The organism is Pseudomonas sp. CFBP 8758, from assembly GCF_014841725.1.
GTDB classification, from domain to species: Bacteria; Pseudomonadota; Gammaproteobacteria; order Pseudomonadales; family Pseudomonadaceae; genus Aquipseudomonas; species Aquipseudomonas baltica.
Map to the genome: position 1 here is coordinate 241,014 of NZ_JACYUK010000002.1, position 25,207 is coordinate 266,220.

The 25,207-nt window shown below is 63.3% G+C and carries 21 protein-coding genes; 15 read left to right on the forward strand and 6 right to left on the reverse strand.

The window, feature by feature from the left end:
- Nucleotides 1–4 precede the first annotated feature (4 nt).
- From murD to lpxC, 9 genes are all read left to right on the forward strand, one after another.
- Nucleotides 5–1,351 carry a UDP-N-acetylmuramoyl-L-alanine--D-glutamate ligase gene (gene murD / locus IFT75_RS04935; protein WP_192053607.1) on the forward strand — a complete coding sequence of 449 codons (1,347 nt, stop codon included), beginning with the start codon at nucleotides 5–7 and terminating at the stop codon, nucleotides 1,349–1,351.
- Nucleotides 1,348–2,562, forward strand: coding sequence for a putative lipid II flippase FtsW (gene ftsW / locus IFT75_RS04940; RefSeq protein ID WP_122479466.1), 1,215 nt, complete (start codon nucleotides 1,348–1,350; stop codon nucleotides 2,560–2,562). Before murD ends, ftsW begins: the two co-directional genes overlap by 4 nt.
- Entirely contained in the window at nucleotides 2,552–3,628 is a 1,077-nt protein-coding gene (gene murG, locus IFT75_RS04945) for an undecaprenyldiphospho-muramoylpentapeptide beta-N-acetylglucosaminyltransferase (RefSeq protein WP_192053609.1), read from the forward strand. The genes ftsW and murG overlap by 11 nt, the downstream gene beginning before the upstream one ends.
- Nucleotides 3,621–5,066 carry a UDP-N-acetylmuramate--L-alanine ligase gene (gene murC, locus IFT75_RS04950; protein WP_122713415.1) on the forward strand — a complete coding sequence of 482 codons (1,446 nt, stop codon included), beginning with the start codon at nucleotides 3,621–3,623 and terminating at the stop codon, nucleotides 5,064–5,066. The genes murG and murC overlap by 8 nt, the downstream gene beginning before the upstream one ends.
- Nucleotides 5,063–6,022, forward strand: a complete 960-nt coding sequence (locus IFT75_RS04955) for a D-alanine--D-alanine ligase (protein WP_192053610.1) — start codon at nucleotides 5,063–5,065, stop codon at nucleotides 6,020–6,022. Before murC ends, IFT75_RS04955 begins: the two co-directional genes overlap by 4 nt.
- Nucleotides 6,023–6,026: 4 nt before the next feature.
- Entirely contained in the window at nucleotides 6,027–6,896 is an 870-nt protein-coding gene (locus tag IFT75_RS04960) for a cell division protein FtsQ/DivIB (RefSeq protein WP_122479462.1), read from the forward strand.
- Nucleotides 6,897–6,910: 14 nt separating this feature from the next.
- Nucleotides 6,911–8,167 carry a cell division protein FtsA gene (ftsA, locus tag IFT75_RS04965; RefSeq protein WP_122479461.1) on the forward strand — a complete coding sequence of 419 codons (1,257 nt, stop codon included), beginning with the start codon at nucleotides 6,911–6,913 and terminating at the stop codon, nucleotides 8,165–8,167.
- A gap of 52 nt (nucleotides 8,168–8,219) precedes the next feature.
- Entirely contained in the window at nucleotides 8,220–9,413 is a 1,194-nt protein-coding gene (gene ftsZ, locus IFT75_RS04970) for a cell division protein FtsZ (RefSeq protein WP_049860625.1), read from the forward strand.
- Nucleotides 9,414–9,525: 112 nt separating this feature from the next.
- Nucleotides 9,526–10,437, forward strand: a complete 912-nt coding sequence (gene lpxC, locus IFT75_RS04975) for a UDP-3-O-acyl-N-acetylglucosamine deacetylase (RefSeq protein WP_043186858.1) — start codon at nucleotides 9,526–9,528, stop codon at nucleotides 10,435–10,437.
- A gap of 96 nt (nucleotides 10,438–10,533) precedes the next feature.
- On the opposite strand, the gene IFT75_RS04980 is transcribed toward lpxC, so the two are convergent.
- Nucleotides 10,534–10,989: a DUF721 domain-containing protein gene (locus IFT75_RS04980; RefSeq protein WP_192053612.1), complete on the reverse strand. Its 456-nt coding sequence runs from the start codon at nucleotides 10,987–10,989 to the stop codon at nucleotides 10,534–10,536.
- Between the two features lie 308 nt (nucleotides 10,990–11,297).
- Between IFT75_RS04980 and secA the strand changes: the two genes are divergently transcribed.
- The 3 genes from secA to IFT75_RS04995 all read left to right on the forward strand — a co-directional run bounded on the left by secA (nucleotide 11,298) and on the right by IFT75_RS04995 (nucleotide 16,494).
- Nucleotides 11,298–14,039: a preprotein translocase subunit SecA gene (secA, locus tag IFT75_RS04985; protein ID WP_185794029.1), complete on the forward strand. Its 2,742-nt coding sequence runs from the start codon at nucleotides 11,298–11,300 to the stop codon at nucleotides 14,037–14,039.
- A 225-nt stretch (nucleotides 14,040–14,264) separates the two neighbouring features.
- Nucleotides 14,265–15,482: a bifunctional glutamate N-acetyltransferase/amino-acid acetyltransferase ArgJ gene (gene argJ, locus IFT75_RS04990; protein WP_185794028.1), complete on the forward strand. Its 1,218-nt coding sequence runs from the start codon at nucleotides 14,265–14,267 to the stop codon at nucleotides 15,480–15,482.
- Nucleotides 15,483–15,549: 67 nt separating this feature from the next.
- Nucleotides 15,550–16,494, forward strand: a complete 945-nt coding sequence (locus IFT75_RS04995) for a Nudix family hydrolase (protein ID WP_185794027.1) — start codon at nucleotides 15,550–15,552, stop codon at nucleotides 16,492–16,494.
- 98 nt (nucleotides 16,495–16,592) lie between these two features.
- Here the strand turns inward: IFT75_RS04995 and IFT75_RS05000 are convergent, their stop codons facing one another.
- The 3 genes from IFT75_RS05000 to IFT75_RS05010 form a co-directional block, all read right to left on the reverse strand.
- On the reverse strand, nucleotides 16,593–17,153 hold the full coding sequence (locus IFT75_RS05000) for a cob(I)yrinic acid a,c-diamide adenosyltransferase (protein WP_185794026.1): 561 nt from the start codon (nucleotides 17,151–17,153) through the stop codon (nucleotides 16,593–16,595).
- Between the two features lie 2 nt (nucleotides 17,154–17,155).
- Nucleotides 17,156–19,171 (reverse strand): ATP-binding protein, encoded by a 2,016-nt coding sequence (locus IFT75_RS05005; protein ID WP_185794025.1) that lies wholly within the window; start codon nucleotides 19,169–19,171, stop codon nucleotides 17,156–17,158.
- 273 nt (nucleotides 19,172–19,444) lie between these two features.
- On the reverse strand, nucleotides 19,445–20,422 hold the full coding sequence (locus tag IFT75_RS05010) for a putative 2-dehydropantoate 2-reductase (RefSeq protein ID WP_192053614.1): 978 nt from the start codon (nucleotides 20,420–20,422) through the stop codon (nucleotides 19,445–19,447).
- A gap of 157 nt (nucleotides 20,423–20,579) precedes the next feature.
- Here IFT75_RS05010 and IFT75_RS05015 point away from each other — a divergent pair, with 157 nt between their 5' ends.
- Both IFT75_RS05015 and IFT75_RS05020 read left to right on the forward strand, forming a co-directional pair.
- Entirely contained in the window at nucleotides 20,580–21,059 is a 480-nt protein-coding gene (locus IFT75_RS05015; RefSeq protein ID WP_192053616.1) for a YajQ family cyclic di-GMP-binding protein, read from the forward strand.
- Nucleotides 21,060–21,248: 189 nt separating this feature from the next.
- Nucleotides 21,249–22,091: a mechanosensitive ion channel family protein gene (locus IFT75_RS05020; RefSeq protein WP_122479452.1), complete on the forward strand. Its 843-nt coding sequence runs from the start codon at nucleotides 21,249–21,251 to the stop codon at nucleotides 22,089–22,091.
- Nucleotides 22,092–22,145: 54 nt separating this feature from the next.
- Here IFT75_RS05020 and IFT75_RS05025 read toward each other — a convergent pair whose 3' ends face one another.
- Complete coding sequence (locus IFT75_RS05025; protein ID WP_122479451.1) at nucleotides 22,146–23,684, reverse strand: AmpG family muropeptide MFS transporter; 1,539 nt, start codon at nucleotides 23,682–23,684, stop codon at nucleotides 22,146–22,148.
- 41 nt (nucleotides 23,685–23,725) lie between these two features.
- The gene (locus IFT75_RS05030) at nucleotides 23,726–24,094 is read right to left on the reverse strand and encodes an MGMT family protein (RefSeq protein ID WP_122479450.1); all 369 of its coding nucleotides are present in this window, start codon (nucleotides 24,092–24,094) and stop codon (nucleotides 23,726–23,728) included.
- 81 nt (nucleotides 24,095–24,175) lie between these two features.
- On the opposite strand from IFT75_RS05030, the gene IFT75_RS05035 reads away from it, so the two are divergent.
- Entirely contained in the window at nucleotides 24,176–25,183 is a 1,008-nt protein-coding gene (locus tag IFT75_RS05035) for a DUF481 domain-containing protein (protein WP_122479449.1), read from the forward strand.
- Nucleotides 25,184–25,207 lie beyond the last annotated feature (24 nt).

Here is a 25,207-nt window from a genome sequence, read left to right on the forward strand (position 1 = left end):
ACGAGTGTCTCTGATCGCTTCTTCCCACTTCCGCATCGTTGTCGGCCTCGGCAAGAGCGGCATGTCGCTGGTGCGCTTCCTGGCGCGCCAGGGCGTGGCGTTTGCCGTGGCCGACACGCGAGCAGCGCCGCCGGAACTGGCGACGCTACAGCGTGACTATCCCCAGGTGGAAGTGCGTTGCGGCGAGCTGGACGTGGAGTTCCTGTGCCGCGCCGACGAGCTCTACGTGAGCCCCGGCCTGGCGCTGGCGACCCCCGCCCTGCAACAGGCGGCGGCACGCGGCGTGCACCTGTCCGGCGACATCGACCTGTTCGCCCGGCATGCCAAGGCGCCGATCGTGGCGATCACCGGCTCCAATGCCAAGAGCACCGTGACCACCCTGGTTGGCGAGATGGCGGTTGCGGCTGGCAAGCGCGTGGCCGTGGGCGGCAACCTCGGCGAGCCGGCGCTCGATCTGCTCGCTGACGACGTCGAGTTGTACGTGCTGGAGTTGTCGAGCTTCCAGCTGGAAACCACCCATCAGCTCAATGCCGAAGTGGCTACAGTGCTCAACGTCAGTGAAGACCACATGGATCGCTACAGCGGCCTGCCGTCCTATCACCTGGCCAAGCACAGGATTTTCCGTGGCGCGCGCAAGTTCGTCTTCAATCGTCAGGACGCCCTGAGCCGGCCGCTGATCGGCGAAGGCATGCCGTGCTGGACCTTCGGCTTGAACAAGCCGGACTTCAAGGCCTTCGGCCTGCGCGAGGAAGACGGGCAGAAGTACCTGGCCTACGAGTTCGAGAACCTGATGCCGGTCAGCGCGCTCAAGGTGCGTGGCGCGCACAACCAGGCCAATGCCCTGGCCGCGCTCGCTCTGGGACACGCGGTAGGTCTGCCGTTCGACGCCATGCTGGCCAGCCTGCGTGAATTCACCGGGCTGACGCACCGTTGCCAGTGGCTGCGCGAGCGCGATGGCGTGGCCTGGTACGACGACTCCAAGGCCACCAACGTCGGCGCCGCCATTGCCGCCATCGAAGGCCTGGGCGCCGATATCGACGGCCAGTTGGTGCTGATCGCCGGTGGCGACGGCAAGGGCGCCGATTTCACCGCGCTGGGCAAGCCCATCCAGCGTCACTGCCGGGCACTGGTGCTGTTGGGCCGCGATGCCCCGCGCATCGCCGCCCTGGCCGGGCCGGGCGTTCCACAAGTTACCGTTGCCTCGATCGAGGAAGCGGTTCAGCAGTGTGCCGAACTGGCGCAGCCCGGCGATGCCGTGCTGCTGTCACCGGCCTGCGCGAGTCTGGACATGTTCAAGAATTACGAAGAACGCGGGCGGCGGTTCGCCCAGGCAGTGGAGGGCTTGTCATGATCTTTGGTGTCATCAAGCCATTTCCCTCGCCGCTGATCAGTGGCCGCGGGATCGACATCGACTTCGCCATGCTCGCGGGCTGCCTGGCATTGCTCGGCCTGGGCCTGGTGATGATCACCTCGGCCTCTTCGGAAGTAGCTGCGGTCAACTCGGGCAATTCGCTGTCGATGATGATCCGGCACCTGGTCTACCTGGTGATCGGTATCGGTACCTGCATCGTCACCATGATGGTGCCCATCGCCACCTGGCAGCGCCTGGGCGGTACGCTGCTGATCGCCGCCTTCGGCTTGCTGGTGATGGTGCTGTTGCCCGGCATTGGCCGCGAAGTGAACGGTTCGATGCGCTGGATCGGCTTCGGCATGTTCAACGTGCAGCCTTCGGAAATCGCCAAGGTGTTCGTGGTGATCTTCCTGGCGGGCTATCTGGTGCGTCGCCAGCAGGAAGTCCGCGACAGCTGGATGGGCTTCTTCAAGCCGTTCTTCGTGCTGTTGCCGATGGCCGGGCTGCTGCTGATGGAGCCGGACTTCGGCGCCACGGTGGTGATGATGGGCGCAGCGGCGGCGATGCTGTTCCTTGGTGGGGTGGGGCTGTTCCGCTTCGCCTTGATGGTGGCCCTGGCGGTCGGTGCGGTGTTCGTGCTGGTCCAGGCGCAGCCGTACCGCATGGCGCGGCTGATCACCTTCACCGACCCGTGGAGCGACCAGTTCGGCTCGGGCTATCAATTGACCCAGGCACTGATCGCCTTTGGCCGTGGCCAGTGGTTCGGCGTTGGCCTGGGCAACAGCGTGCAGAAGCAGTTCTACCTGCCCGAAGCGCACACCGACTTCGTGTTCTCGGTGCTGGCCGAGGAGCTGGGGGTGATCGGTTCACTGTGCACCGTGGCCCTGTTCGTGTTCGTCTGTATCCGCGGCATGTACATCGGTTACTGGGCCGAGCGGGCCAAACAGTATTTCGCCGCGTACGTGGCCTATGGGCTGTCGTTCCTGTGGATCGGCCAGTTCCTGATCAACATTGGCGTGAACGTCGGCCTGCTGCCGACCAAGGGTCTGACCTTGCCGTTTCTCAGCTACGGCGGCAGTTCGCTGGTGATCTGCTGCGCCTGTCTGGGGCTGCTGCTGCGCATCGAATGGGAAAGCCGTTCGCACCTGGGCAGCGAAGAGGTGGAATTCAGCGAGAGCGATTTCGCCGAGGAGACGCCCCATGGCCGGTAAAGGCAATGTGCTGATCATGGCGGGCGGTACCGGGGGCCATGTGTTCCCGGCGCTGGCCTGCGCACGGGAATTCCAGGCGCGCGGTTTCAGCGTGCACTGGCTAGGCACGCCGCGCGGGATCGAGAACGAGCTGGTGCCTGCCAATGGCCTGCCACTGCACCTGATCGATGTCAGCGGTGTGCGCGGCAAGAGCCGGCTGGCTCTGCTCAAGGCGCCGTTCGCCATTTGCAAGGCCGTGTTCCAGGCGCGCCGCATCATCGCCCGGCTGCAGCCGGTGTGCGTGGTCGGCTTCGGTGGTTACCTGACCGGGCCCGGTGGCGTCGCCGCGCGGCTGGCCGGCGTGCCGGTGATCGTGCACGAGCAGAATGCCGTGGCCGGTACCGCCAATCGCCTATTGGTGCCTTTCGCCAGTCGGGTCTGCGAAGCTTTCCCCGACACCTTCGCCGCCTCGGCCAGGCGTCGTACCACCGGCAACCCGGTGCGTACCGAGCTGTTCATGGAAACCCCGCGTCAGGCACTCATCGGTCGCCAACCGCGTCTGCTGGTACTGGGTGGCAGCCTGGGCGCCGAGCCGCTGAACAAGCTGCTGCCCGAAGCCCTGGCTCAGGTGCCTGCGCACTACCGCCCCGAGGTGTTCCACCAGGCCGGCAAGCAACACGATGAAATCACCGCCGAGCGTTATCGCACCGCCGGTGTCGAGGCGCAGGTCGCGCCGTTCATCAAGGACATGGCCCAGGCGTATGGCTGGGCCGACCTGGTGGTGTGTCGCGCGGGTGCGTTGACCATCAGCGAATTGGCGGCCGCCGGCCTGCCGTCGTTGCTGGTGCCGTTGCCCCACGCGATCGACGACCACCAGACTCGCAATGCCGATTATCTGGCTCGCGAAGGCGCTGCCTTCCTGATGCCACAAGCGACAACCGGCGCGGCACAGCTTGCCGAGCGCCTGAAAGAGGTTTTGATGCAACCCGAAAAACTCCTGAGCATGGCGAGCACTGCCCGCCGCCTGGCCAAACCCGATGCCACGCGCAATGTGGTCGACGTCTGCCTGGAGGTGGCCCATGGTTGAGAACCAGAGAGCCATTCCGCAACCGGAAATGCGCCGTATCCGTCGTATCCACTTCGTCGGTATCGGTGGTGTGGGCATGTGCGGCATCGCCGAGGTGCTGTTGAACCTGGGCTACGATGTGTCCGGTTCCGACCTCAAGGCTTCGCCGGTGACCGAGCGACTGACGTCGTTCGGCGCGCAGATTTTCATCGGCCACCGTGCCGAGAACGCCGCCAGCGCCGACGTGCTGGTGGTGTCGAGTGCGGTCAACACCAGCAACCCGGAAGTCGCCACCGCGCTGGAGCGGCGGATTCCAGTGGTGCCGCGTGCCGAGATGCTGGCCGAGCTGATGCGCTACCGGCATGGCATTGCCGTGGCCGGCACCCATGGCAAGACCACCACCACCAGCCTGATCGCCTCGGTGTTCGCGGCCGGTGGCCTGGACCCGACATTCGTCATCGGCGGCCGGCTCAACGCGGCCGGCACCAATGCCCAGTTGGGCACCAGCCGCTACCTGATCGCCGAGGCCGACGAGTCGGACGCCAGCTTCCTGCACCTGCAGCCGCTGGTGGCCGTCGTCACCAACATCGACGCCGATCACATGGCGACCTACGGCAACGACTTCAACGTTCTGAAGAAGACCTTCGTCGAGTTCCTGCACAACCTGCCGTTCTACGGATTGGCCGTGGTGTGCCTGGATGACCCGGTCGTGCGCGAGATCCTCCCGCAGATCGCGCGGCCGACCTTGACCTACGGCATCAGCGAAGAGGCCGACGTGCGTGCCATCAACGTGCGCCAGCAGGGCATGCTGACCCACTTCACGGTGCTGCGCCGCGACCGCGAGCCGCTCAACGTGTCGGTCAACATGCCGGGCAACCACAACGTGCTCAACGCCCTGGCGACGATTGCCATTGCCACCGATGAAGGCATCAGCGACAGCGCCATCGTCCAGGGCCTCTCCGGCTTCCAGGGCGTGGGTCGACGTTTCCAGGTGTATGGCGAATTGCCGGTCGAAGGCGGCAGCGTGATGCTGGTCGACGACTACGGTCATCACCCCCGCGAAGTGGCGGCAGTGATCAGTGCCGTGCGCGGTGGCTGGCCCGATAAACGTCTGGTGATGGTATATCAGCCGCACCGTTTCAGCCGCACGCGTGACCTGTACGACGATTTCGTACAGGTGCTTGCCGACGCCAATGTGCTGCTGCTGATGGAGGTCTACCCGGCCGGCGAAGAACCCATCCCCGGCGCCGACAGCCGTCAGCTGTGCCACAGCATCCGCCAGCGCGGCCAGTTGGACCCTATCTACATCGAACGCGGCGTCGAGCTGGCGCCACTGGTCAAGCCGCTGCTGCGCGCAGGCGACATCCTGCTGTGCCAGGGTGCCGGTGACATCGGCGGGCTTGCCCCGCAGTTGCTCAAAAGCCCGCTGTTCGCGCAGGCCTCGGAGAAATCGCAATGAACATTCTGGATTCCAACACCCTGCGCTCGCAGATCATGCCCAGTGACTTCGGTCGCGTGGCCGTGCTCTACGGCGGCAAGAGCGCCGAGCGCGAGGTGTCGCTGAAGTCGGGCGCCGCGTGCCTGCAGGCCTTGCAGAGCGCCGGGGTAGACGCGTTCGGCATCGACGTTGGCGACGATCTGCTGGCCCGCCTGCAGGCGGAGAAGATCGACCGTGCGTTCATCATCCTCCATGGCCGCGGCGGCGAAGACGGCAGCATGCAAGGGTTGCTCGAGTGCTTGGGCATCCCCTACACCGGCAGCGGCATCCTTGCCAGCGCCTTGGCGATGGACAAATTGCGCACCAAGCAGGTGTGGCAGAGCCTCGGCCTGCCGACCCCGTCGCACGCCGTGCTGGCCAGCGAGCAGGATTGTATTTTTGCCGCTGGGGAACTGGGCTTCCCTTTGATCGTCAAACCCGCCCATGAAGGTTCAAGCATCGGGATGGCCAAGGTGAACAGCGTCGACGAACTGGTCGTCGCCTGGAAAGCCGCCAGCACCTACGATTCGCAAGTGCTGGTCGAACAATGGGTCCACGGCCCCGAGTTCACCGTCGCGACGCTGCGTGGCCAGATGCTGCCTGCGATTGCGCTGGGCACGCCCCACACGTTCTACGACTACGACGCCAAGTACGTCGCCAACGATACCCAGTACCGCATCCCCTGCGGCCTTGCTCCCGCCAAGGAACAGGAACTCACCGAACTCTGCGCCCGCGCCTGCGATGCCATCGGCATCCAGGGTTGGGGGCGTGTGGATGTGATGCAGGACCAGCAGGGCCGTTTCTGGCTGCTGGAAGTCAACACCGCTCCAGGCATGACCGATCACAGCCTGGTGCCCATGGCGGCGAACGCGGCTGGCCTGGATTTCCAGCAGTTGGTGCTGGCGATTCTGGCCGCCAGTTGCAAGGCGCGAGGTTAAGACCATGCACGGCCCAATGATTCGCCATCAGTCACCCGCCATCGGCCGCAACAAGCCGGTGCCGCGTGGCGCCAGCCGTATGGTGGCCAAGGAGCCACTGTCGGTGCGCCTGCCCAAGGCCAATTTCAGCATCTTCAGGAAGCTGATGTGGCCGGTGCTGTTGGTGGGTCTGGGCTTTGGCACCTACGAGGGTGCCCAGTACCTGATGCCCTACGCCGATCGCCCGATCACCAAGGTGTCGGTACAAGGCGACCTGGCCTACATCAACCAGCAGTCGGTGCAGGAGCGCATCCAGCCTTATGTCGGCATGACGTTCTTCAGCATCGACCTGACCCGCATGCGCACCGAGCTGGAAACCATGCCCTGGATCGCCCATGCCGAAGTGCGTCGGGTCTGGCCTGACCAGGTGGTGATCCGCCTGGAAGAGCAACTGCCGGTCGCGCGCTGGGGCAACGAGTCGCTGCTCAACAACCAGGGCCAGGCGTTCGCGCCTCGCGAACTGGGCAACTACGAACACTTGCCGCAGTTGTTCGGCCCGGTACGGGCCCAACAGCAGGTGATGCAGCAATACCAGGTGCTGAGTCAGATGTTGCGTCCACTGGGCTATTCGGTTGCCCGACTGGAACTGACCGAACGCGGCAGCTGGTTTCTCACCACAGGCGCAGGAAGCGCCGGCCCGGGCATCGAGCTGTTGCTGGGACGTGACCACTTGCTGGAAAAAATGCGCCGCTTTATCGCCATTTACGACAAGACACTCAAAGACCAGATCACGAATATCGCGCGTATCGACCTGCGCTATGCCAACGGCCTGGCCGTGGGCTGGCGTGAACCGAGCGCCCCGACTGCGGACAAGCCCGCCGTCGCGAAGAATTGACAAGAGGCAGGACCATGGCAAACGTTCAAAGCGGCAAAATGATCGTCGGGCTGGACATCGGCACCTCCAAGGTGGTGGCGCTGGTGGGCGAGGTGGCAGCCGACGGTACGCTGGACATCGTCGGGATCGGTACCCACCCCTCGCGCGGCCTGAAGAAGGGCGTGGTGGTGAACATCGAGTCGACCGTGGCGTCGATCCAGCGCGCGGTCGAGGAAGCCCAGCTGATGGCCGGTTGCCGCATTCACTCGGCGTTCGTCGGCGTCGCCGGTAACCACATCCGCAGCCTGAACTCCCATGGTATCGTGGCCATTCGCGACCGCGAGGTCAGCACCGCTGACCTGGAGCGGGTTCTGGACGCGGCCCAGGCCGTGGCGATCCCCGCCGACCAGCGCGTATTGCACACCCTGCCGCAGGACTACGTGATCGACAACCAGGAAGGCGTGCGCGAGCCTCTGGGCATGTCCGGCGTGCGTCTGGAAGCCAAGGTCCATGTGGTCACCTGCGCCGTCAACGCGGCGCAGAACATCGAGAAGTGCGTGCGCCGCTGCGGCCTGGAAATCGACGACATCATTCTCGAGCAGCTGGCCTCGGCCTACTCGGTACTGACCGATGACGAGAAAGAGCTGGGTGTCTGCCTGGTCGACATCGGCGGCGGCACCACCGATATCGCCATCTTCACCGAAGGCGCCATTCGCCACACCGCGGTCATTCCCATCGCGGGCGATCAAGTCACCAACGACATCGCCATGGCCCTGCGCACACCGACGCAGTACGCCGAAGAAATCAAGATCCGTTACGCCTGCGCCCTGGCCAAGTTGGCCGGCGCCGGCGAAACCATCAAGGTGCCCAGTGTCGGCGACCGTCCTCCGCGCGAGCTGTCGCGCCAGGCGCTGGCCGAAGTCGTCGAGCCACGCTACGACGAGCTGTTCACCCTGATTCAGGCCGAGCTGCGTCGCAGCGGCTACGAAGACCTCATCCCGGCCGGCATCGTGCTGACCGGTGGTACGGCAAAAATGGAAGGCGCGGTCGAGCTGGCCGAAGAAATCTTCCACATGCCGGTGCGCCTGGGCGTACCGCATAGCGTGCGGGGACTGAGCGACGTTATCAGCAACCCGATCTATTCCACCGGCGTGGGCCTGCTGATGTATGGCCTGCAGAAACAGTCCGATGGCTTGAACCTGTCAGGTATCAGCAACAGCGGCAATTACAGCGATGACACCAAGGCTCCGGTGCTGGAACGGCTGAAGCGTTGGGTGCAAGGCAATTTCTGATTCAAAACGGCAGTAGCGGTAGGCGCACACAAATAGAGAAAGGAGAGGGCACATGTTCGAACTCGTAGACAACATCCCGCAAAGCCCGGTAATCAAAGTTATCGGTGTCGGCGGCGGCGGCGGCAACGCCGTCAACCACATGGTCAAGAGCAACATCGAAGGCGTTGAGTTCATCTGCGCCAACACCGATGCTCAGGCACTCAAGAACATCGGCGCGCGCACCATCCTGCAGCTGGGTACCGGTGTGACCAAGGGCCTGGGCGCTGGCGCCAACCCTGAAGTCGGCCGTCAGGCCGCGATGGAAGACCGCGAGCGCATCGCCGAAGTGCTGCAAGGCACCAACATGGTCTTCATCACCACCGGCATGGGCGGCGGTACCGGTACCGGTGCTGCGCCGATCATCGCCGAAGTGGCCAAGGAAATGGGCATCCTGACCGTTGCGGTCGTGACCCGTCCGTTCCCGTTCGAAGGCCGCAAGCGCATGCAGATCGCCGACGAAGGCATTCGCATGCTGTCCGAAAGCGTCGACTCGTTGATCACCATCCCCAACGAGAAGCTGCTGACCATCCTGGGCAAGGACGCCAGCCTGCTGTCGGCGTTCGCCAAGGCCGACGACGTGCTGGCCGGTGCCGTTCGCGGTATCTCGGACATCATCAAGCGTCCGGGCATGATCAACGTCGACTTCGCCGACGTGCGTACCGTGATGAGCGAAATGGGCATGGCGATGATGGGGACCGGCTGCGCCAGCGGCCCGAACCGCGCGCGCGAGGCCACCGAAGCGGCCATTCGCAACCCGCTGCTCGAGGACGTCAACCTGCAGGGCGCTCGCGGCATTCTGGTCAACATCACCGCAGGTCCCGACCTGTCGCTGGGTGAATACTCCGACGTGGGTAGCATCATCGAAGCGTTCGCCTCCGACCACGCGATGGTCAAGGTGGGTACCGTCATCGACCCGGACATGCGCGACGAGCTGCACGTGACCGTCGTGGCCACTGGCCTGGGCGCGAAGATCGAGAAGCCTGTGAAGGTCATCGACAACACCATGCAGACCGCAGCGCAGACGCCGCCACCGTCGCAGCAGCCGGCTCGCCAGGACGCACCGTCGGTGAACTACCGCGACCTGGATCGTCCGACCGTGATGCGCAACCAGGCTCACGCCGGTGCTGCTGCAGCGGCCAAGCTGAACCCACAGGATGACCTGGATTATCTGGACATCCCGGCCTTCCTGCGTCGTCAGGCCGATTGATGCAATTTATCAGGGGTATTAGGGTGATTGGTGTTCAGCAAAGGTTCGGTCTGCTATCATCGCCAGCCTTTGTTGATACCAGTTCGCAATTTGCGCTGAAGCGGCCAATGCCATGATTAAACAACGCACCCTGAAGAATATTATCCGTGCCACAGGCGTCGGTCTGCACTCCGGTGAGAAGGTCTACCTGACCTTGAAGCCTGCGCCCGTGGATACCGGCATCGTGTTCTGCCGTGTCGACCTTGATCCGGTCGTGCAGATTCCTGCGCGCGCCCACAATGTCGGCGCTACCACGATGTCCACCACTTTGGTCAATGGCGATGTCAAGGTCGATACCGTAGAGCATCTACTGTCGGCCATGGCGGGCCTGGGAATCGATAACGCCTACGTCGAGCTCTCCGCGTCCGAAGTGCCGATCATGGATGGCAGCGCCGGACCCTTCGTATTCCTGATTCAATCGGCTGGCCTGGAAGAACAGGACGCGCCGAAGAAATTCATCCGCATCCTGCGTGAAGTGACAGTGACGGAGGGCGACAAGCGCGCCACCTTCCTGCCTTTCGAAGGTTTCAAGGTGAGCTTCGAGATAGATTTCGATCATCCTGTCTTCAAGGATCGCACCCAGAGTGCCAGTGTCGACTTCTCTAGCACGTCCTTCGTGAAGGAAGTCAGTCGCGCTCGCACGTTCGGTTTCATGAGCGACCTTGAGTACCTGCGCAAGCACAATCGTGCACTGGGCGGCAGCGTCGAGAACGCTATCGTGGTGGACGAGGCAGGCGTCATGAACGAGGACGGTCTTCGTTACGAAGACGAGTTCGTCAAGCACAAGATCCTTGATGCAATCGGCGATCTCTATCAGCTGGGTAACAGCCTGATTGGCGAATTCCGTGGCTACAAGTCGGGCCACGCACTGAACAACCAGCTTCTGCGTCGTCTGCTCGAGCAGGACGATGCGTGGGAAGTGGTCACGTTCGAAGATGCCAGTACGGTACCGATCTCCTACATGCGGCCAGCTGCGTTGGGTTGATACAACCTCTCTTTTCTGGTTACACATTTATAGGCCACCCATTGGGTGGCTTTTTTTTGCGTGGCGTTCAGGGTACCCAGGGCATTGCCGGCGGGTTCAGCGCACGCGTTTGGCGTGGGCTGCCAGGCGCTCAAGCGCGGCGCGCAGATTCGGATCGCTGATGCCGTCGGCGGTGGCCTGAATGTTCTCGCTCGCGCCGATGGACAGATCGATGCTGCGCTCTCCGGCCTTGCTCTGCACCGTGGGCGGCTGCACCTTGAACAGGATACGGGTCAGGCTGCCGAATTCCTCCAGGGCCTGCAGGTCGCGCTGCAGTCGCTTTTGCTGATAGCGCAGGCGCGTGGCCCAGTGGCCGTCGGTGACGATCAGCAACAGGCTGCCTTCGCGCCACGAGGCAACGTAGCAATGCTCGCGCGCCGCAGGCTGCAGCTGGCTCTCGAGCAGGCGCTGCAGGTGCGACAGGCGCTGGGCATGGCTGAACAAGGCCTTGAGCGGCTTGGCTTCGCGCAGCAGCACCGCTGGTGCCCGGGCGGGCAGGGGCCGAAAGACCATGGAGATACACCTGAGGTTACAGAGTCGGCATGTTAACAGAATCCCTTGTCGTCACCGTTTTACGTAGGTACACCGGCGGGCCTGTGAACGTTCGAATAGATGACATCTGCAGCTTGCGGGTTGAACTTGGCGAAAAAGCCCTTATTGTAAAACCGCCCCGTCACAACGCTGTGCCAGCATCGTGGACATCGCGCCACTTTCCTCTCCATCGTTTCCGGGTAGAATGCTCGTTCGCATGCGGCCATGAGGGCTGCACGGGCGACTCACGGGGCCGCCCTCCATCCCTATGTGTGGAAGATCCTGCCAATATGTTTGCGCCTTTGTTAAAGAAACTTTTTGGAAGCAAGAACGAGCGTGAAGTACGACGCATGCTCAAGACGGTACAAGCCGTCAATGCCTTCGAAGAGCAGATGGTGGCCCTTTCGGACGAGCAGCTGCGCGCCAAAACCGCAGAGTTCAAGGCCCGCCTGGCAAAAGGCGAGACCCTCGACCAGCTGCTGCCCGAAGCCTTCGCCGTGTGCCGCGAAGCCGGCAAGCGCGTCATGGGCATGCGGCACTTCGATGTCCAGCTGATCGGCGGCCTCACCCTGCACGAAGGCATGATCGCCGAAATGCGTACGGGTGAAGGCAAGACCCTGGTGGCAACCCTGGGTGTGTACCTCAATGCGCTGTCCGGCAAGGGCGTGCACGTGGTTACGGTCAACGACTACCTGGCCCGTCGCGACGCCAACTGGATGCGTCCGCTGTACGAGTACCTGGGCCTGACCGTGGGCGTGGTCACGCCGTTCGCGCCGCCGGACGAGAAGCGTCTGGCCTACGCCGCCGACATCACCTACGGCACCAACAACGAATTCGGTTTCGACTATTTGCGCGACAACATGGCGTTCAGCATGGAAGAGAAATTCCAGCGCGAGCTGAATTTCGCCGTGATCGACGAAGTCGACTCCATCCTCATCGACGAAGCCCGCACGCCGCTGATCATTTCCGGTCAGGCCGAGGACAGCTCCAAGCTGTACACCGAAATCAACCGCCTGATTCCGCAACTCGAGCAGCACATCGAGGAAGTGGAAGGTCAGGTAACCAAGGAAGGCCACTACAGCATCGACGAGAAGACCCGCCAGGTCGAACTCAACGAAGCCGGCCACCAGTACATCGAGGAAATGCTCACCCGCGCCGGTCTGCTGGCCGAGGGCGAGAGCCTTTATTCGGCGCACAACCTGGGCCTGCTGACCCACGTGTATGCCGGCCTGCGTGCGCACAAGCTGTTCAACCGCAACGTCGAGTACATCGTCCAGGACGGCCAGATCCTGCTGGTCGACGAGCACACCGGTCGTACCATGCCGGGCCGTCGCCTGTCCGAGGGCCTGCACCAGGCCATCGAGGCCAAGGAAAATCTGAACATTCAGGCCGAGAGCCAGACGCTCGCCTCGACCACGTTCCAGAACTACTTCCGCCTGTACAACAAACTGTCGGGCATGACCGGTACGGCCGATACCGAGGCGTTCGAATTCGCCCAGATCTATCAGCTCAACGTGATGGTCATTCCGCCGAACAAGCCGCTCGCGCGCAAGGACTTCAACGACCTGGTGTACCTGACTGCGGACGAGAAATACGCCGCCATCGTCACCGACATCAAGGAAAGCATGGCCCAGGGCCGGCCGGTGCTGGTGGGTACGGCCACCATCGAAACCTCCGAGCACATGTCGCGCCTGCTCAACCAGGAAGGCATCGAGCACAAGGTGCTCAACGCCAAGTTCCACGAGAAGGAAGCCGAGATCATCGCGCAGGCCGGTCGTCCAGGTGCGCTGACCATTGCCACCAACATGGCCGGCCGTGGTACCGACATTCTTCTGGGCGGCAACTGGGAGGTCGAAGTGGCTTCCCTCGAGGACCCGTCGCCGGAGCAGATTGCCCAGATCAAGGCCGACTGGCAGAAGCGTCACCAGCAGGTGCTCGAATCCGGTGGCCTGCATGTGATCGCCTCCGAGCGTCACGAATCACGCCGTATCGACAATCAGTTGCGTGGCCGTGCCGGTCGCCAGGGTGATGCCGGTTCCAGCCGCTTCTACCTGTCGCTGGAAGACAGCCTGATGCGCATCTTCGCATCCGACCGGGTGAAGAACTTCATGAAGGCGCTGGGCATGCAGTCCGGTGAAGCCATCGAACATCGCATGGTGACCAACGCCATCGAAAAGGCCCAGCGCAAGGTCGAAGGCCGCAACTTCGACATTCGCAAGCAATTGCTCGAATTCGACGACGTCGCCAACGAGCAGCGCAAGGTCATCTACCACATGCGCAACAGTCTGCTGGCGTCCGACAACGTCGGTGACACCATTGCCGACTTCCGCCAGGAAGTGCTGGGCCAGCTGTTCGCCCAGCACATTCCGCCACAGTCGCTGCCCGAGCAGTGGGACGTGGCCGGTCTGGAAGCGGCGCTGCAGACCGATTTCGGTGTGAGCCTGCCGATCCAGCAGTGGCTGGACGCCGACGACAAGCTCTACGAAGAAACGCTGCGCGAGAAAGTCATGGCCGAGCTGCTGGCGGCCTACACCGAGAAGGAAGACCAGGCCAGCGCCGATGCGTTGCGCACCTTCGAGAAGCAGATCCTGCTGCGCGTGCTCGACGACCTGTGGAAAGATCACCTGTCGACCATGGACCACCTGCGTCACGGTATCCACCTGCGCGGCTACGCCCAGAAGAACCCGAAGCAGGAATACAAGCGCGAGTCGTTCAGCCTGTTCCAGGAGCTGCTGGATTCGATCAAGCGCGACACCATCCGTGTGCTTTCCCACGTTCAGGTGCGCCGCGAAGATCCGGTCGAGGAAGAGGCTCGTCTGCGTCGCGATGCCGAGGAGCTGGCTGCGCGCATGCAGTTCGAACACGCTCCTGCGCCAGGCCTGGATCAGCCCGAAGCCTTGGCGGAGGACGCCGAAGTGATTGCCGCCACGGTGTCGGAGCCGGTGCGCAATGACCAGAAACTGGGCCGCAACGAGCTGTGCTGGTGTGGTTCAGGCAAGAAGTTCAAGCATTGCCACGGCAAGATCGACTGATCGCCGCACATTGCTTCAAGCAGTAGCACGCCGCGACTGACGCCGGCTCCCCGTAGGAGCGGTCAGTGGCCGCGAAAAGTACGACACGGTGTGGCAGGTTACCGCGTCGTCTGTTTCGCGGCCGCTGACCGCTCCTGCGGTGGATTTCGGTGATCCGATCGCGGCGTTCGTCCATTCAATGGCGGCGTCGACGCTACGCCGTACAGTCTTCAAAGGAGTGCTCACATGGCTGTTGGTCTTGGTCCACTGCCCACGCTGCATGCGGTTCCCGGTTTCGAGCTGGGCATCTCCAGCGCCGGCATCAAACGCCCCGGCCGCAAGGACGTGGTGGTCATGCGCTGCGCCGAGGGTTCCAGCGTCGCTGGCGTGTTCACCCTGAATGCGTTCTGTGCGGCACCGGTCATCGTCTCCCGGCAGCGCGTGGGCGGCGCTGTGCGTTACCTGCTGACCAACACCGGCAATGCCAACGCCGGTACCGGTGAGCCCGGCCTGGCTGCCGCCGAGCGCACTACGGCGCGGCTCGCCGAATTGGCCGGGGTGGACGCCAGCGCCGTGCTGCCGTTTTCCACCGGAGTGATCGGCGAGCCACTGCCCGTGGAGAAGATCGAAGGGGCCCTGCAGGCCGCTCTCGACGACCTGTCGGTGGACAACTGGGCCGCCGCGGCCACTGGCATCATGACCACCGATACCTTGCCCAAAGGCGCCAGCCGCCAGTTCCAGCACGACGGCGTGACCGTCACCGTGACCGGGATCAGCAAGGGTGCGGGCATGATCCGGCCAAATATGGCGACCATGCTTGGCTACATTGCCACCGACGCCAAGGTCGCGCCCCACGTACTGCAGGATCTGCTGCGCGACGGCGCCAACAAGTCGTTCAACCGCATCACCATCGACGGCGACACGTCGACCAACGACTGCTGCATGCTGGTGGCTACCGGGCAGGCGGCATTGCCGGAGGTCGGCGAGGCCAGCGGCCCGTTGTTCGCGGCGCTGAAGCAGGCGGTCTTCGAAGTGTGCATGGAAGTGGCCCAGGCCATCGTGCGCGACGGTGAAGGGGCGACCAAGTTCGTCACCGTCCAGGTCAACGGCGGCAGCAACCACCAGGAATGCCTGGACGTGGCCTACACCGTGGCTCACTCGCCGCTGATCAAGACCGCCTTGTTCGCCTCCGATCCGAACTGGGGGCGCATCCTGGCGGCCGTCGGCCGTGCAGGCGTGCCGGAACTGGATGTCAGCAAGATCGATGTGTTCCTGGGCGAGGTGTGCATCGCCAGTCGTGGCGCGCGTGCGGCCACCTATACCGAGGAGCAGGGTTCGGCGGTGATGGCGCAGGCAGAAATCGGCATTCGTATCGAGCTGGGCCGCGGCGATTGCAGCGAGACCATCTGGACCACCGACCTGTCCCATGAATATGTGAAGATCAACGCCGAATACCGTACCTGACGGTCAGGCCCGGGTGTGCTCCATGGTGCACCTGGGCGTTGGTAGCTCAGTGCGGCCTGGAGAATGCGTGAAACGAGTGCATGTAGCCGCCGCGGTGATCCGTGGCGCAGATAACCGTATCTTGATTGCCCGCCGTGCCGATGCCCAGCACCAGGGCGGTTTATGGGAGTTTCCCGGCGGCAAGGTCGAGGCCGGCGAGACGGTGCAGACGGCGCTGGCGCGGGAGCTGCGCGAAGAACTGGGGATCGAGGTCGGCCAGGCGCGGCCATTGATCAAGGTGCATCACGACTATGCCGACAAGCAGGTGTTGCTGGATGTCTGGGAAGTGACCGAGTTCACTGGCCAGCCGCACGGCGTCGAAGGTCAACCCGTGGCGTGGGTCAAGGCCCGCGAGTTGCCGGGCTACGAGTTTCCGGCAGCCAATCGTCCCATCGTCGCGGCAGCGAGCCTGCCCGGTGAATATCTCATCACTCCGGATGGGCTCGATAACCCGACCTTGTTGCGCGGGATGCAGAAGGCGATTGCCGGTGGCATCAAGCTGCTGCAACTGCGTGCACCCAATGGCTACGATCCGCAGTACCGCGACCTGGCGGTGGACGCAGTGGGGTTGTGCGCCGGCAAGGCCCAGTTGATGCTCAAGGGGCCGCTGGAATGGCTGGGCGATTTCCCTTCGGCCGGTTGGCACCTGACGTCGGCGCAGTTGCGCAAGTACGCCAGCAAGGGCCGGCCGTTTCCTCAGGAGCGTTGGCTGGCGGCCTCCTGTCACGACGCCGAGGAGCTGGCGCTGGCGCGGCAGATGGGGGTGGATTTCATCACCCTGTCGCCGGTGCAACCGACCCTCACGCATCCCGATGCCCAGCCGTTGGGATGGGATCAGGCGCATGGTTTGATCGAGGGTTTCAACCAGCCGGTCTATCTACTGGGCGGGATGGGTCCGCAGGATCAGGCGAAGGCTTGGGAGATCGGCGCGCAGGGCGTCGCAGGCATCCGCGCGTTCTGGCCAACCCTGTAGCCGCCCTGGCCCCTGTAGCAGCGGCGCAAGCCGCGTCAGCTGTCCCTCGAGACCCACTGACCTGACGCGGTACTGGCGACCTGCAGCCTGCGCCACTCTCACGGCTTGGCAGGCTGCCAAAGAATTTCGGCAATAGCCTGGCGTCGAGCGATGATCCGCGCCGCCACGAACAGCAGGTCCGAAAGCCGATTGATGTACGCCAGGCTCACCGCTGACAAAGGCTCCACGGCATTGAGCTGCTGACAGCGACGCTCGGCACTGCGTGCCAGGCTGCGACAGACATGGGCCTGGGCGATCAGCATTGAACCGCCTGGCAGGATGAAATTCTCCAACGCGCCGACTTCGTCGTTCCAGGTATCGATGGCCGTTTCCAGGCGCTCCACTTCGCCAGCATCGAGTGCCTGGTACGCGGGCATGGCCAACTCGCCACCCAGATCGAACAGCCGATGCTGGCAGGGCGCAAGCACCTCGTACACCTCGTTCAGGCGCGGATCTTCCGTCAGTCCCGCCAGCAGCACGCCCAATTGGCTGTTCAAGGTGTCCACTTCGCCAATAGCCTCGACTCGCGGATGGTCCTTGGGCACCCGACGTCCATCGCCAAGCCCGGTTTCGCCCTGGTCGCCGGTGCGCGTGTAAATCTTCGTCAGGCGAAAGCCCATGCTCATATCTCCGTGGTGGTGAGGGGCAGCGGATTGCCGGCCAACGGCAGGCGCAGGGTGAAGCAGGTGCCCTGGCCAGGGCTGGATTGCACTTCCATCTGGCCCTTGTGGTTGTTGGTGATGATGAAGTAGGACACCGACAGGCCCAGGCCGGTGCCTTGGCCAATCTCCTTGGTGGTGAAGAAGGGCTCGAACGTACGCTTGCGCACGCTTTCGGGCATGCCCACGCCGTTGTCCTCGACCTGGATTTCCGCCCACGGCGGGCTCAGCCGGGTGCGCAGGATGATGCGTCCCGGCTCGTGCTCGTCGTTGCGCTGGTGAATGGCCTGCGCGGCGTTTTTCAGCAGGTTGAGCAGCACTTGCTCCAGCTCGTTGGCAGTGCCCGGTACCGGGCCCAGCGCCGGGTCGAACTGGCGCACGATGTTTTGTCCCTTGAAGTCGAAACCGATCGCCAGATCGAAGTCGTTGCCGGCGATCTCCACCGCCTGGTCGATCAGGGCGGGCAGGTCGCACGGCGCCATTTCCCGCGTGCTGCGGCGGCTGAAGCTGAGCATGTGGGTGACGATCTTGGCTGCCCGTGCACCGGCCTGCTGAATGCCGTCGAGCAGCTGCGGGATTTCGCGCCCTTGCAGGTAGGCGTTCACTGCTGCCAGATCGACACCGGCGTCGCTGGCCTGTTCGAGGTTCTTCGGCAGGTCGGCCGAAAGGCGGCGCCTGACGTTCTGCACGTTGTGCAGGATCGCGCCCAGGGGGTTGTTGATTTCGTGGGCCATGCCGGCGGCCAGCCCCCCCACCGAGAGCATCTTTTCCGACTGCACCATCATCTCTTCCAGGGACAGGCGCTGGGTGATGTCGTCGATGCGAATCACCACGCCGCGGCCGGCACCGCCCATCAGCGGATAGAAGGTCAGCGCGTAATGGTGTGGGGTGTCGTCCTTGACCCAGGTGACCCGCTCGATCTTGGCCACCGTGTGCTGTTCGACCGTGGTCTTGAGCTGCGGCAGGAACGGTTTGAGCGGGGCGAATGCAAGAAAGATCGGTTGATTGAGCGCCTCGTCCAGCGGCGTTCCGGAAAGTGCGCTGGCTTCCTGATTCCACTGGGTGACGTACAGCTGCTCGTCGAGGGCAATGAGCGCCGAAGGCATGGAGTCGATGATGCTGTTGAGGTAGTTCTGAAAGCCGGTGAGTTTCTTCTCGATCTTGCTGCGCACCTGGACTTCGAGTTCGAGCTTGCGGTTGGTGTGGCGAGTTTCTTCGGCCAGCCCCTGGGCCTGGTCGTAGGCGGCCTGGGACTCGTCGCGGGCACGCTTGAGTTGCTGTTCGCGGGCCTCGATGCGTGAAAGCATGGTGTTGAACGCTTCCGCCAGGCTGCCGATCTCGTCGTGGTTGCCGCGGCCGGCGCGCAAGGCGTAGTTTTCTTCGCGGGTGACCTGGCGCGACAGCTCTTCGAGGCGATAGATGGGTTGGGTGATCAAGCGCTTGATCTGCCGGGCGATGATCATCCACAACAGCACGCTGAACACCAGGATGCCCAGGCTGGCAGTCAGCGTGCCGGTGTAGAACGCCACGGGCAGTTCGCTGCTGGCCACCAGCAGCAGATGGCCGGCACTGGGGAGAGGCACCAACTGGGTGCTGCGGAATTCGGTGGAGCGCCAGGCTTCGATGCTGGCGAAGCGGGCCGGCATCTTCAGCCGGTCGCCGTGCTGCAACTGGGCCAGGCGCTCGCCCTGGGCGTCGTAGATGGCGGCGGCGCGCAACGGGGAATAGCTGTTGAGCTCTTCGAGCAGCGCTTCGGCGTCCTGCGGCGAGCGTACCGCCCGCTGCGCAAGGCCAGGGTTGGCCAGCAGTCGGCCGATGGTCTGCAAGGCCTGGGGCGCCATGCTTTCCTGGGAAATCCAGTAGGCGGCACTGATGAACGTCAGGTTGGCGACCAGCAGGACCGTGGTCAACAGCACCAGCAGGGCAGCCAGCAGTTTCTGGCCAACCGGCAGGTTTTCGAGTCTCTGGCGCAAGGGCATTGGCGGGTCGCTTCCACGGCAGGGCAGAGCGCCAGTGTAGCAAACCTGTTTTGCAAATCCCGCGGTTCGCCTGATACACCGCGGCGCCTGTTTCGCGGCCGATGACCGCTCCTACGGAAATTGTGAGTCCCGCCGTAGGAGCGGTCGGTGGCCGCGAAGGGCGCGCTGCGGTATGCCTGATTCACCGCGCGGCTGTTTCGCGGCCACGGACCGCTCCTACGGAGATCGTGAGTCCCTCCGTAGGAGCGGTCGGTGGCCGCGAAGGGCGCGGTCTCAGGTCTTGTTCAAGGCCCGCACAAGCCGCGCCTGCAGTGCTTGCAGATGTGGCACCTCGCAGTGCCGCTCCAGCGCGGCTTTGCAGGCGTAGCCCAGCAGATAGTCGATTTCGGTGCGCCGACCCTGGTCGACGTCCTGGTACATCGAAGAGTAATTGGCAGCGGTCGCCTGGATAACCCGTCGTACTTCCTCGTGCAGCCCCTGGGCCGCGTCCACCTGCCCGCACGCGTCCAGCAGCTGTGCCAGCTCGGCGCAAAGGGTGGCCACTTCGTCGTGATGGTCCGCCAACGCGCCATTGCGACAGCCGTACAGCACGGTCAGCGGGTTGATCGCGCAGTTGAGCGCCAGCTTGCGCCACAGGCGCGAATGGATACTGGGTGTCCACTGATGAGCGATGCCGGCACGCTCCAGGTCGGCCAGCAAGGCTGCAGGGTGGGTGGGGCAGGCCGGGTCGGCATCGCCCAGCCAGGTAAAGCCCTGCCCGGCGAAAACCGCCTGGAAATCGGCGGCACGGTAGGCGCCTTCGGTGGTCGAGGCATAGATACAGCGCGCCTGCGGCAGCATTTCGGCCACCGCCTGCTGACTGCCCATGCCGTTCTGCAGAAGGATCACTTCGGCGCCGGGTGCCAGCCGCGCGGCGACACTGGCAATGGCCGCTTGCGCATCGTAGGCCTTGCAGGCCAGCAAAAGGCGGGTGATGGCGCCCTCGGCGGCCACGTCGGTGGCCGGCAGGCAGTGAACGCTGGCCTCGCCGCTTTCGATCAAGCGCAAGCCACCGGCTGCGCGGTAGGCCTGCAGGCGCGCGGCATTGCGCAATAGCAGCTGCACCTGCAAGCCCGCGCGGGCCAGGCGGCACGCCCACAACGTACCCAGGCTGCCTGCGCCCAACACATGCCAGGATCGCGCTGCCGGCGGTTCTGCGACGACCAGCGCTGGTTCCTCGGCGGCCGCATTGCTTGGGGGGAGGTTGCGCATGTCAGGCTCGTGTGGAAAGTGATGACCCATGCCTGAATTCAAGCGGTGGGGTGGCATTTCACGATGCCGGCTCCCTTATAATGAGCGGGCATTTCAATCGTCAAGCCAGGCGTGCTCCTTCTTTCAACGAGCCGCCGATCAATTCTGGAGGAAACACATGCCCTCGTTCGACGTAGTGTCCGAGTTGGACAAGCACGAAGTCACCAACGCGGTCGACAACGCCATCAAGGAGCTGGATCGCCGTTACGATCTCAAGGGAAAAGGCAGTTTCGCATTAAAGGAGCTGACGGTCACCCTGACCGCCGAAGCCGAGTACCAGCTGGAAGCTATGATCGAGATTCTCAAGCTGGCACTGGTCAAGCGCAAGATCGACGTGCAATGCCTCGAGGTCAAGGATGCCTACGCCTCGGGTAAGGAAATGAAGCAGGAAGCGATCCTGCGCGAAGGTATCGAGAAGGAACTGGCGAAGAAGATCGTCGCCCACGTCAAGGACGCCAAGCTCAAGGTGCAGGCTGCCATCCAGGGTGAGCAGGTGCGTATCACCGGCAAGAAACGCGATGACTTGCAGGAGGCAATCGCTGCCCTGCGGGCGAAGGAATTCGGCATGCCGCTGCAGTTCAACAACTTTCGCGATTGATGAAGAACGGCGGGCCGGGCTGAACCTTGCCAGGCGACCGGCGTCGGAGCATCAGTGCGGCCGGAGCCTCTGGCGCCGGGCTTGCCGTGGCCTTTCAGATCGTGGCGCCGGTACGCCCGAGCCGGTCTTTGCCGGTTATCGCACGCTTTTTCTTGAACGAAGCTTGAACGAAGGCGGTAGGAGAACCCCATGGATTTGAACGCGGAAGTCAATCATCTGGTCCAGGCCTCGCAGGCCTGGATTCCGATGGTCATGCAGTACGGCAGCAAGGTGATCCTCGCCTTGGTGGTGCTGTGCGTGGGTTGGTGGTTGATCAACCGAGTCACCGCCAACCTGCAGAAACTGCTGGCCCTGCGTCACATCGATCTGGCGCTGCAGAACTTCATCGGCACGATCGCCAATATCATCCTGAAGATCCTCTTGATGGTCAGTGTGGCCTCGATGATCGGTATCGAGACGACCTCGTTCGTTGCCGCCATCGGTGGTGCGACCCTGGCCATCGGCCTGGCCCTGCAGGGCAGCCTGGCGAACTTCGCCGGCGGCGTGCTGATTCTGCTGTTCCGTCCCTTTCGCATCGGCGACTGGATCGAAGCGCAGGGTGTGAGCGGCACGGTCGACTCCATCCAGATCTTCCATACCGTGTTGCGCACTGGCGACAACCGCACGGTGATCCTGCCCAACGGCAACCTGTCCAACGGCATCATCACCAACACCAACCGTCAGCCTACGCGCAAGATCACCTTCGATATCGGCGTGGACTACGATGCCGACCTGCAGAAAGCTCGCGAGATCCTGCTGGACCTGGCCAAGGACCCACGCGTGTTGCAGACCCCGGCACCCGAGGCAGTCGTGGCGGCCCTGGGCGACAGCTCGATCACCGTGTCCCTGCGGATCTGGGTGAACACTGGCGACTTCGGCGGCGTGACCAACATGCTCAACGGCGAGATTCGCGATCGCCTGCGTGCCGAAGGCATCGACATTCCGTTTCCGCAGCGTGTGATTCGGGTGATGCAGGAAGGCGAAGCCAAGTAGGTTCGCAACGCTTCACGAAAAAGCCCCGGTCATCATGGCCGGGGCTTTTTTTTGTCAGGAGGGTTCTTCGTCAGGCCCGTCGCGCGCGATGCGGGCATTCTCCTGCTTCCAGTGCAGGGCGATCAGCAGCAGGGTCGGCACACCGAGCAGGGCAGTGATGAGGAAGAAATTGTGGTAGCCGAACTTCTCGACCATGACCCCTGAGTAGCCCCCGATCAGGCGCGGCAGGAGGAGCATGATCGAGCTCAGCAGGGCGTATTGGGTCGCCGAGAACTTGAGGTTGGTCAGGCTCGACAGGTAGGCGACGAAGGCCGAAGTGGCGAGCCCGGAGCTGAAGTTGTCCAGCGAGATGGTCAGCACCAGCATCTGCAGATTCGGCCCCATGTCGGCCAGCATGAGGAACAGCAGGTTGGTCCCCGCCGAAGTGATGCCACCGATGAACAGAATGGGCAGGATGCCGAAGCGCACGATCAGCAGGCCGCCGAAGCCCGCGCCGAGCAGGGTCATGATCAGGCCGAAGATTTTGCTGACGCTGGCGATCTGGTCCTTGGTGAAGCCTTGGTCGATGTAGAAGACGTTGGCCATGACACCCATCACCGTATCGGACATCCGGTAGGTCGCGATCAGGCCCAGCAGCAGCAATGCCTGCCAGCGGTAGCGCAGGATGAAATCGTTGATCGGTGTGAGCACGGGAGCCAACCCGCGGCGACCGACCGAAGACAGGCACACCGCAGTCAGGATTATGTAGAGCAGCGCACGCAGGAATGCCCGGTCCTCGAGCAGCAGGTCGATCAGGCTCTGGCTGCCGAACAGCACGCTGGCAAAATCGGTGTTGTACAACTGGGTGAACATCGCCGGCACCGACACCAGCAACACGATCAGCACGAACACCGACATCAGTTGGTGACTGAAGCCGTAGCGCGCTGCGGACAATTGCGTGCGCAGGGCTACCGGGGGTTCGCGCATGATCAGGGTAGTGATCAGTGCCGGTACCATCAGCACACCGAACAGCAGGTACGTGTTGGCCCAGGCCTGGTGCAGATAGGCGAAGCCGGTGGAACCGAAGCCTTCGGCGAAGTACAGCGCACCGGCGGTGGCCAGCAGCGCGGCCACGCGATAGCCGGCCATGTAGCTGGCGGCGAGGGCGGCCTGGCGCTGGTCTTCGGCGATTTCCAGGCGGTAGGCGTCTACCGCGATGTCCTGAGTGGCCGAGGCGAACGCGACCACCACGGCAATCGCGATCAACCACGACAGATGCTTCTGCGGGTCGCAGAAACTCATGCCCACCAGGCCGAGGATCACCAGAGCCTGGGCCAGAACCAGCCAGGAACGACGCCGGCCCAGCTTGCCGAGCAGTGGCAGCCGCCACTGGTCGAGCAGCGGCGACCATACCCATTTGAAGGCATAGGCCAGACCGATCAGGCTGGCGTAACCGATGGTTTCACGGGCGACGCCCGCTTCACGCAACCACACCGACAGGGTTGAAAACACCAGCATGTACGGCAGGCCGGCAGCGAAACCGAGCAGCAGAAGCACAACGGTGGAAGGGCTGGCATAAGCGGCGAGCGCGGCGCGCCAGGTTTTACGGGGCATGGGCTGGAATCTGCCTCAGTTTGCGAAACAAAGCGCGCACTCTAACCGCATGCCTGCTCCGGACGCCAGCCATGGCGTGCCATATCCACGCGATTCTTCATGATCAGCACGCCTTCGCCACGCAGGCGTGCGCGTTGTTCGGCCCCGCTGCACGTGCCTGCCGCCAGGCTCAGCCGCCCGCCGGCGGCAACCACACGGTGCCAGGGCAGGCGGGTACCGTCCGGCAGTTGGCTCAGGGTACGTCCGACCCAGCGGGCCGCGCGCCCGAGCATGGCCAGTTCGGCCAACTGTCCATAGGTCACCACTTTGCCTTCCGGTACCTGAGCCAGCACGGTGTACAGCGCAGTGCGGCGAACGGCCGCAGCCTGATCCGGAGTATTTTGCAGTTGAGAATTGAACTCGTCTGTCATCTCGGGGTCTGTCCTTGCTCGGATCTTGTCCTACCGAATAATGCCGCATTTCCTACACTTCAGAGCACCCAGAATCCGCCTATGTTGCCTAGAACCCTGCTGTGCCTTGCCCTGGCTTCCACCTCCACCGTGACGTTTGCCGATACAGTCTGGTTGAAGAACGGCGACCGTATCTCCGGGAAGATTACCGTGTTCGACGGTGGCAAGCTGATGGTGAAGACTGAATACGGTGGTTCGATTCCTCTGGACTGGAAACAGATCAAGACTATGGAAAGCGACCAGGAACTGCTGGTCAAGCAGGATGACTACATCGGCGAGAAAACCAAGTCGTTCAAGGCCGCCGAAGACGGCAAAGTCATCCTGCAGAACGGTGATGCACCGAAGACCGTCGAGTTGGCCAGCATCCAGCAGATCATCAAACCCAAGCCGGTGGTCACCGATCTGCAGATCAAGGGCAACGTCGATTTGGGCCTGGACTACAAGCGCGCCGAAACCGATACGGACGACTACAACGTCGCCTTCAAGACCACCGCCAGGCACGGCAAGTGGCGTCATATCGGCTCTGGCGAGTACAACCGCGAGTCCCAGGACAGCATCGTCACGACCGACAATTTCGATCTCGAATACTCCCTTGACCGCTTCCTCACCGATCAGTGGTTCTGGCAGGGCCGGGTTGATTACAAGCGTGACAAGATCGAGGACCTGGAGCGTCAGCGCACCGTGGGTACCGGCCCGGGCTACCAGTTCTGGGACGACGAACTGGGTGCGTTCTCCCTCGGTGGCTTGATCAACCGCACCGACTACCAGTATGCCGACGGCGACAAGGACAACTTCTATTCGCTGGCCATGAAGTGGGACTACAACCGCTACCTGATCGGCAAGACGGTCGAGTTCTTCACCCGCGGCGAACTCGGCAAGCCGATCGGCAACGTCGCCGACTACAGCCTGGATGCCGAAATGGGCCTGCGCTACAAGGTTACCGAATGGGCGTCGTTGAACCTCAAGGCCGAGAAGGACCTGGTCAGCGGCACCAGTGGTGCGGACCTGGACAGTACCCGCTACACCGCCGGTTTCGGTGTCGCCTGGTAACATTGCAATACGCCGACACAAGTC

Coding starts and splice junctions, on each gene's coding strand:
- IFT75_RS05000 (WP_185794026.1), bottom strand. CDS start 17,153: ATGGGCTTTCGCCTGACGAAGATTTACACGCGCACCGGCGACCAGGGC.
- argJ (WP_185794028.1), top strand. CDS start 14,265: ATGGCTGTTGGTCTTGGTCCACTGCCCACGCTGCATGCGGTTCCCGGT.
- IFT75_RS05025 (WP_122479451.1), bottom strand. CDS start 23,684: ATGCCCCGTAAAACCTGGCGCGCCGCGCTCGCCGCTTATGCCAGCCCT.
- IFT75_RS04980 (WP_192053612.1), bottom strand. CDS start 10,989: ATGGTCTTTCGGCCCCTGCCCGCCCGGGCACCAGCGGTGCTGCTGCGC.
- IFT75_RS05020 (WP_122479452.1), top strand. CDS start 21,249: ATGGATTTGAACGCGGAAGTCAATCATCTGGTCCAGGCCTCGCAGGCC.
- ftsW (WP_122479466.1), top strand. CDS start 1,348: ATGATCTTTGGTGTCATCAAGCCATTTCCCTCGCCGCTGATCAGTGGC.
- murG (WP_192053609.1), top strand. CDS start 2,552: ATGGCCGGTAAAGGCAATGTGCTGATCATGGCGGGCGGTACCGGGGGC.
- IFT75_RS05005 (WP_185794025.1), bottom strand. CDS start 19,171: ATGCCCTTGCGCCAGAGACTCGAAAACCTGCCGGTTGGCCAGAAACTG.
- IFT75_RS04955 (WP_192053610.1), top strand. CDS start 5,063: ATGAACATTCTGGATTCCAACACCCTGCGCTCGCAGATCATGCCCAGT.
- IFT75_RS05010 (WP_192053614.1), bottom strand. CDS start 20,422: ATGCGCAACCTCCCCCCAAGCAATGCGGCCGCCGAGGAACCAGCGCTG.
- IFT75_RS04960 (WP_122479462.1), top strand. CDS start 6,027: ATGCACGGCCCAATGATTCGCCATCAGTCACCCGCCATCGGCCGCAAC.
- murC (WP_122713415.1), top strand. CDS start 3,621: ATGGTTGAGAACCAGAGAGCCATTCCGCAACCGGAAATGCGCCGTATC.
- IFT75_RS05035 (WP_122479449.1), top strand. CDS start 24,176: ATGTTGCCTAGAACCCTGCTGTGCCTTGCCCTGGCTTCCACCTCCACC.
- ftsZ (WP_049860625.1), top strand. CDS start 8,220: ATGTTCGAACTCGTAGACAACATCCCGCAAAGCCCGGTAATCAAAGTT.
- lpxC (WP_043186858.1), top strand. CDS start 9,526: ATGATTAAACAACGCACCCTGAAGAATATTATCCGTGCCACAGGCGTC.
- IFT75_RS05015 (WP_192053616.1), top strand. CDS start 20,580: ATGCCCTCGTTCGACGTAGTGTCCGAGTTGGACAAGCACGAAGTCACC.
- secA (WP_185794029.1), top strand. CDS start 11,298: ATGTTTGCGCCTTTGTTAAAGAAACTTTTTGGAAGCAAGAACGAGCGT.
- IFT75_RS05030 (WP_122479450.1), bottom strand. CDS start 24,094: ATGACAGACGAGTTCAATTCTCAACTGCAAAATACTCCGGATCAGGCT.
- ftsA (WP_122479461.1), top strand. CDS start 6,911: ATGGCAAACGTTCAAAGCGGCAAAATGATCGTCGGGCTGGACATCGGC.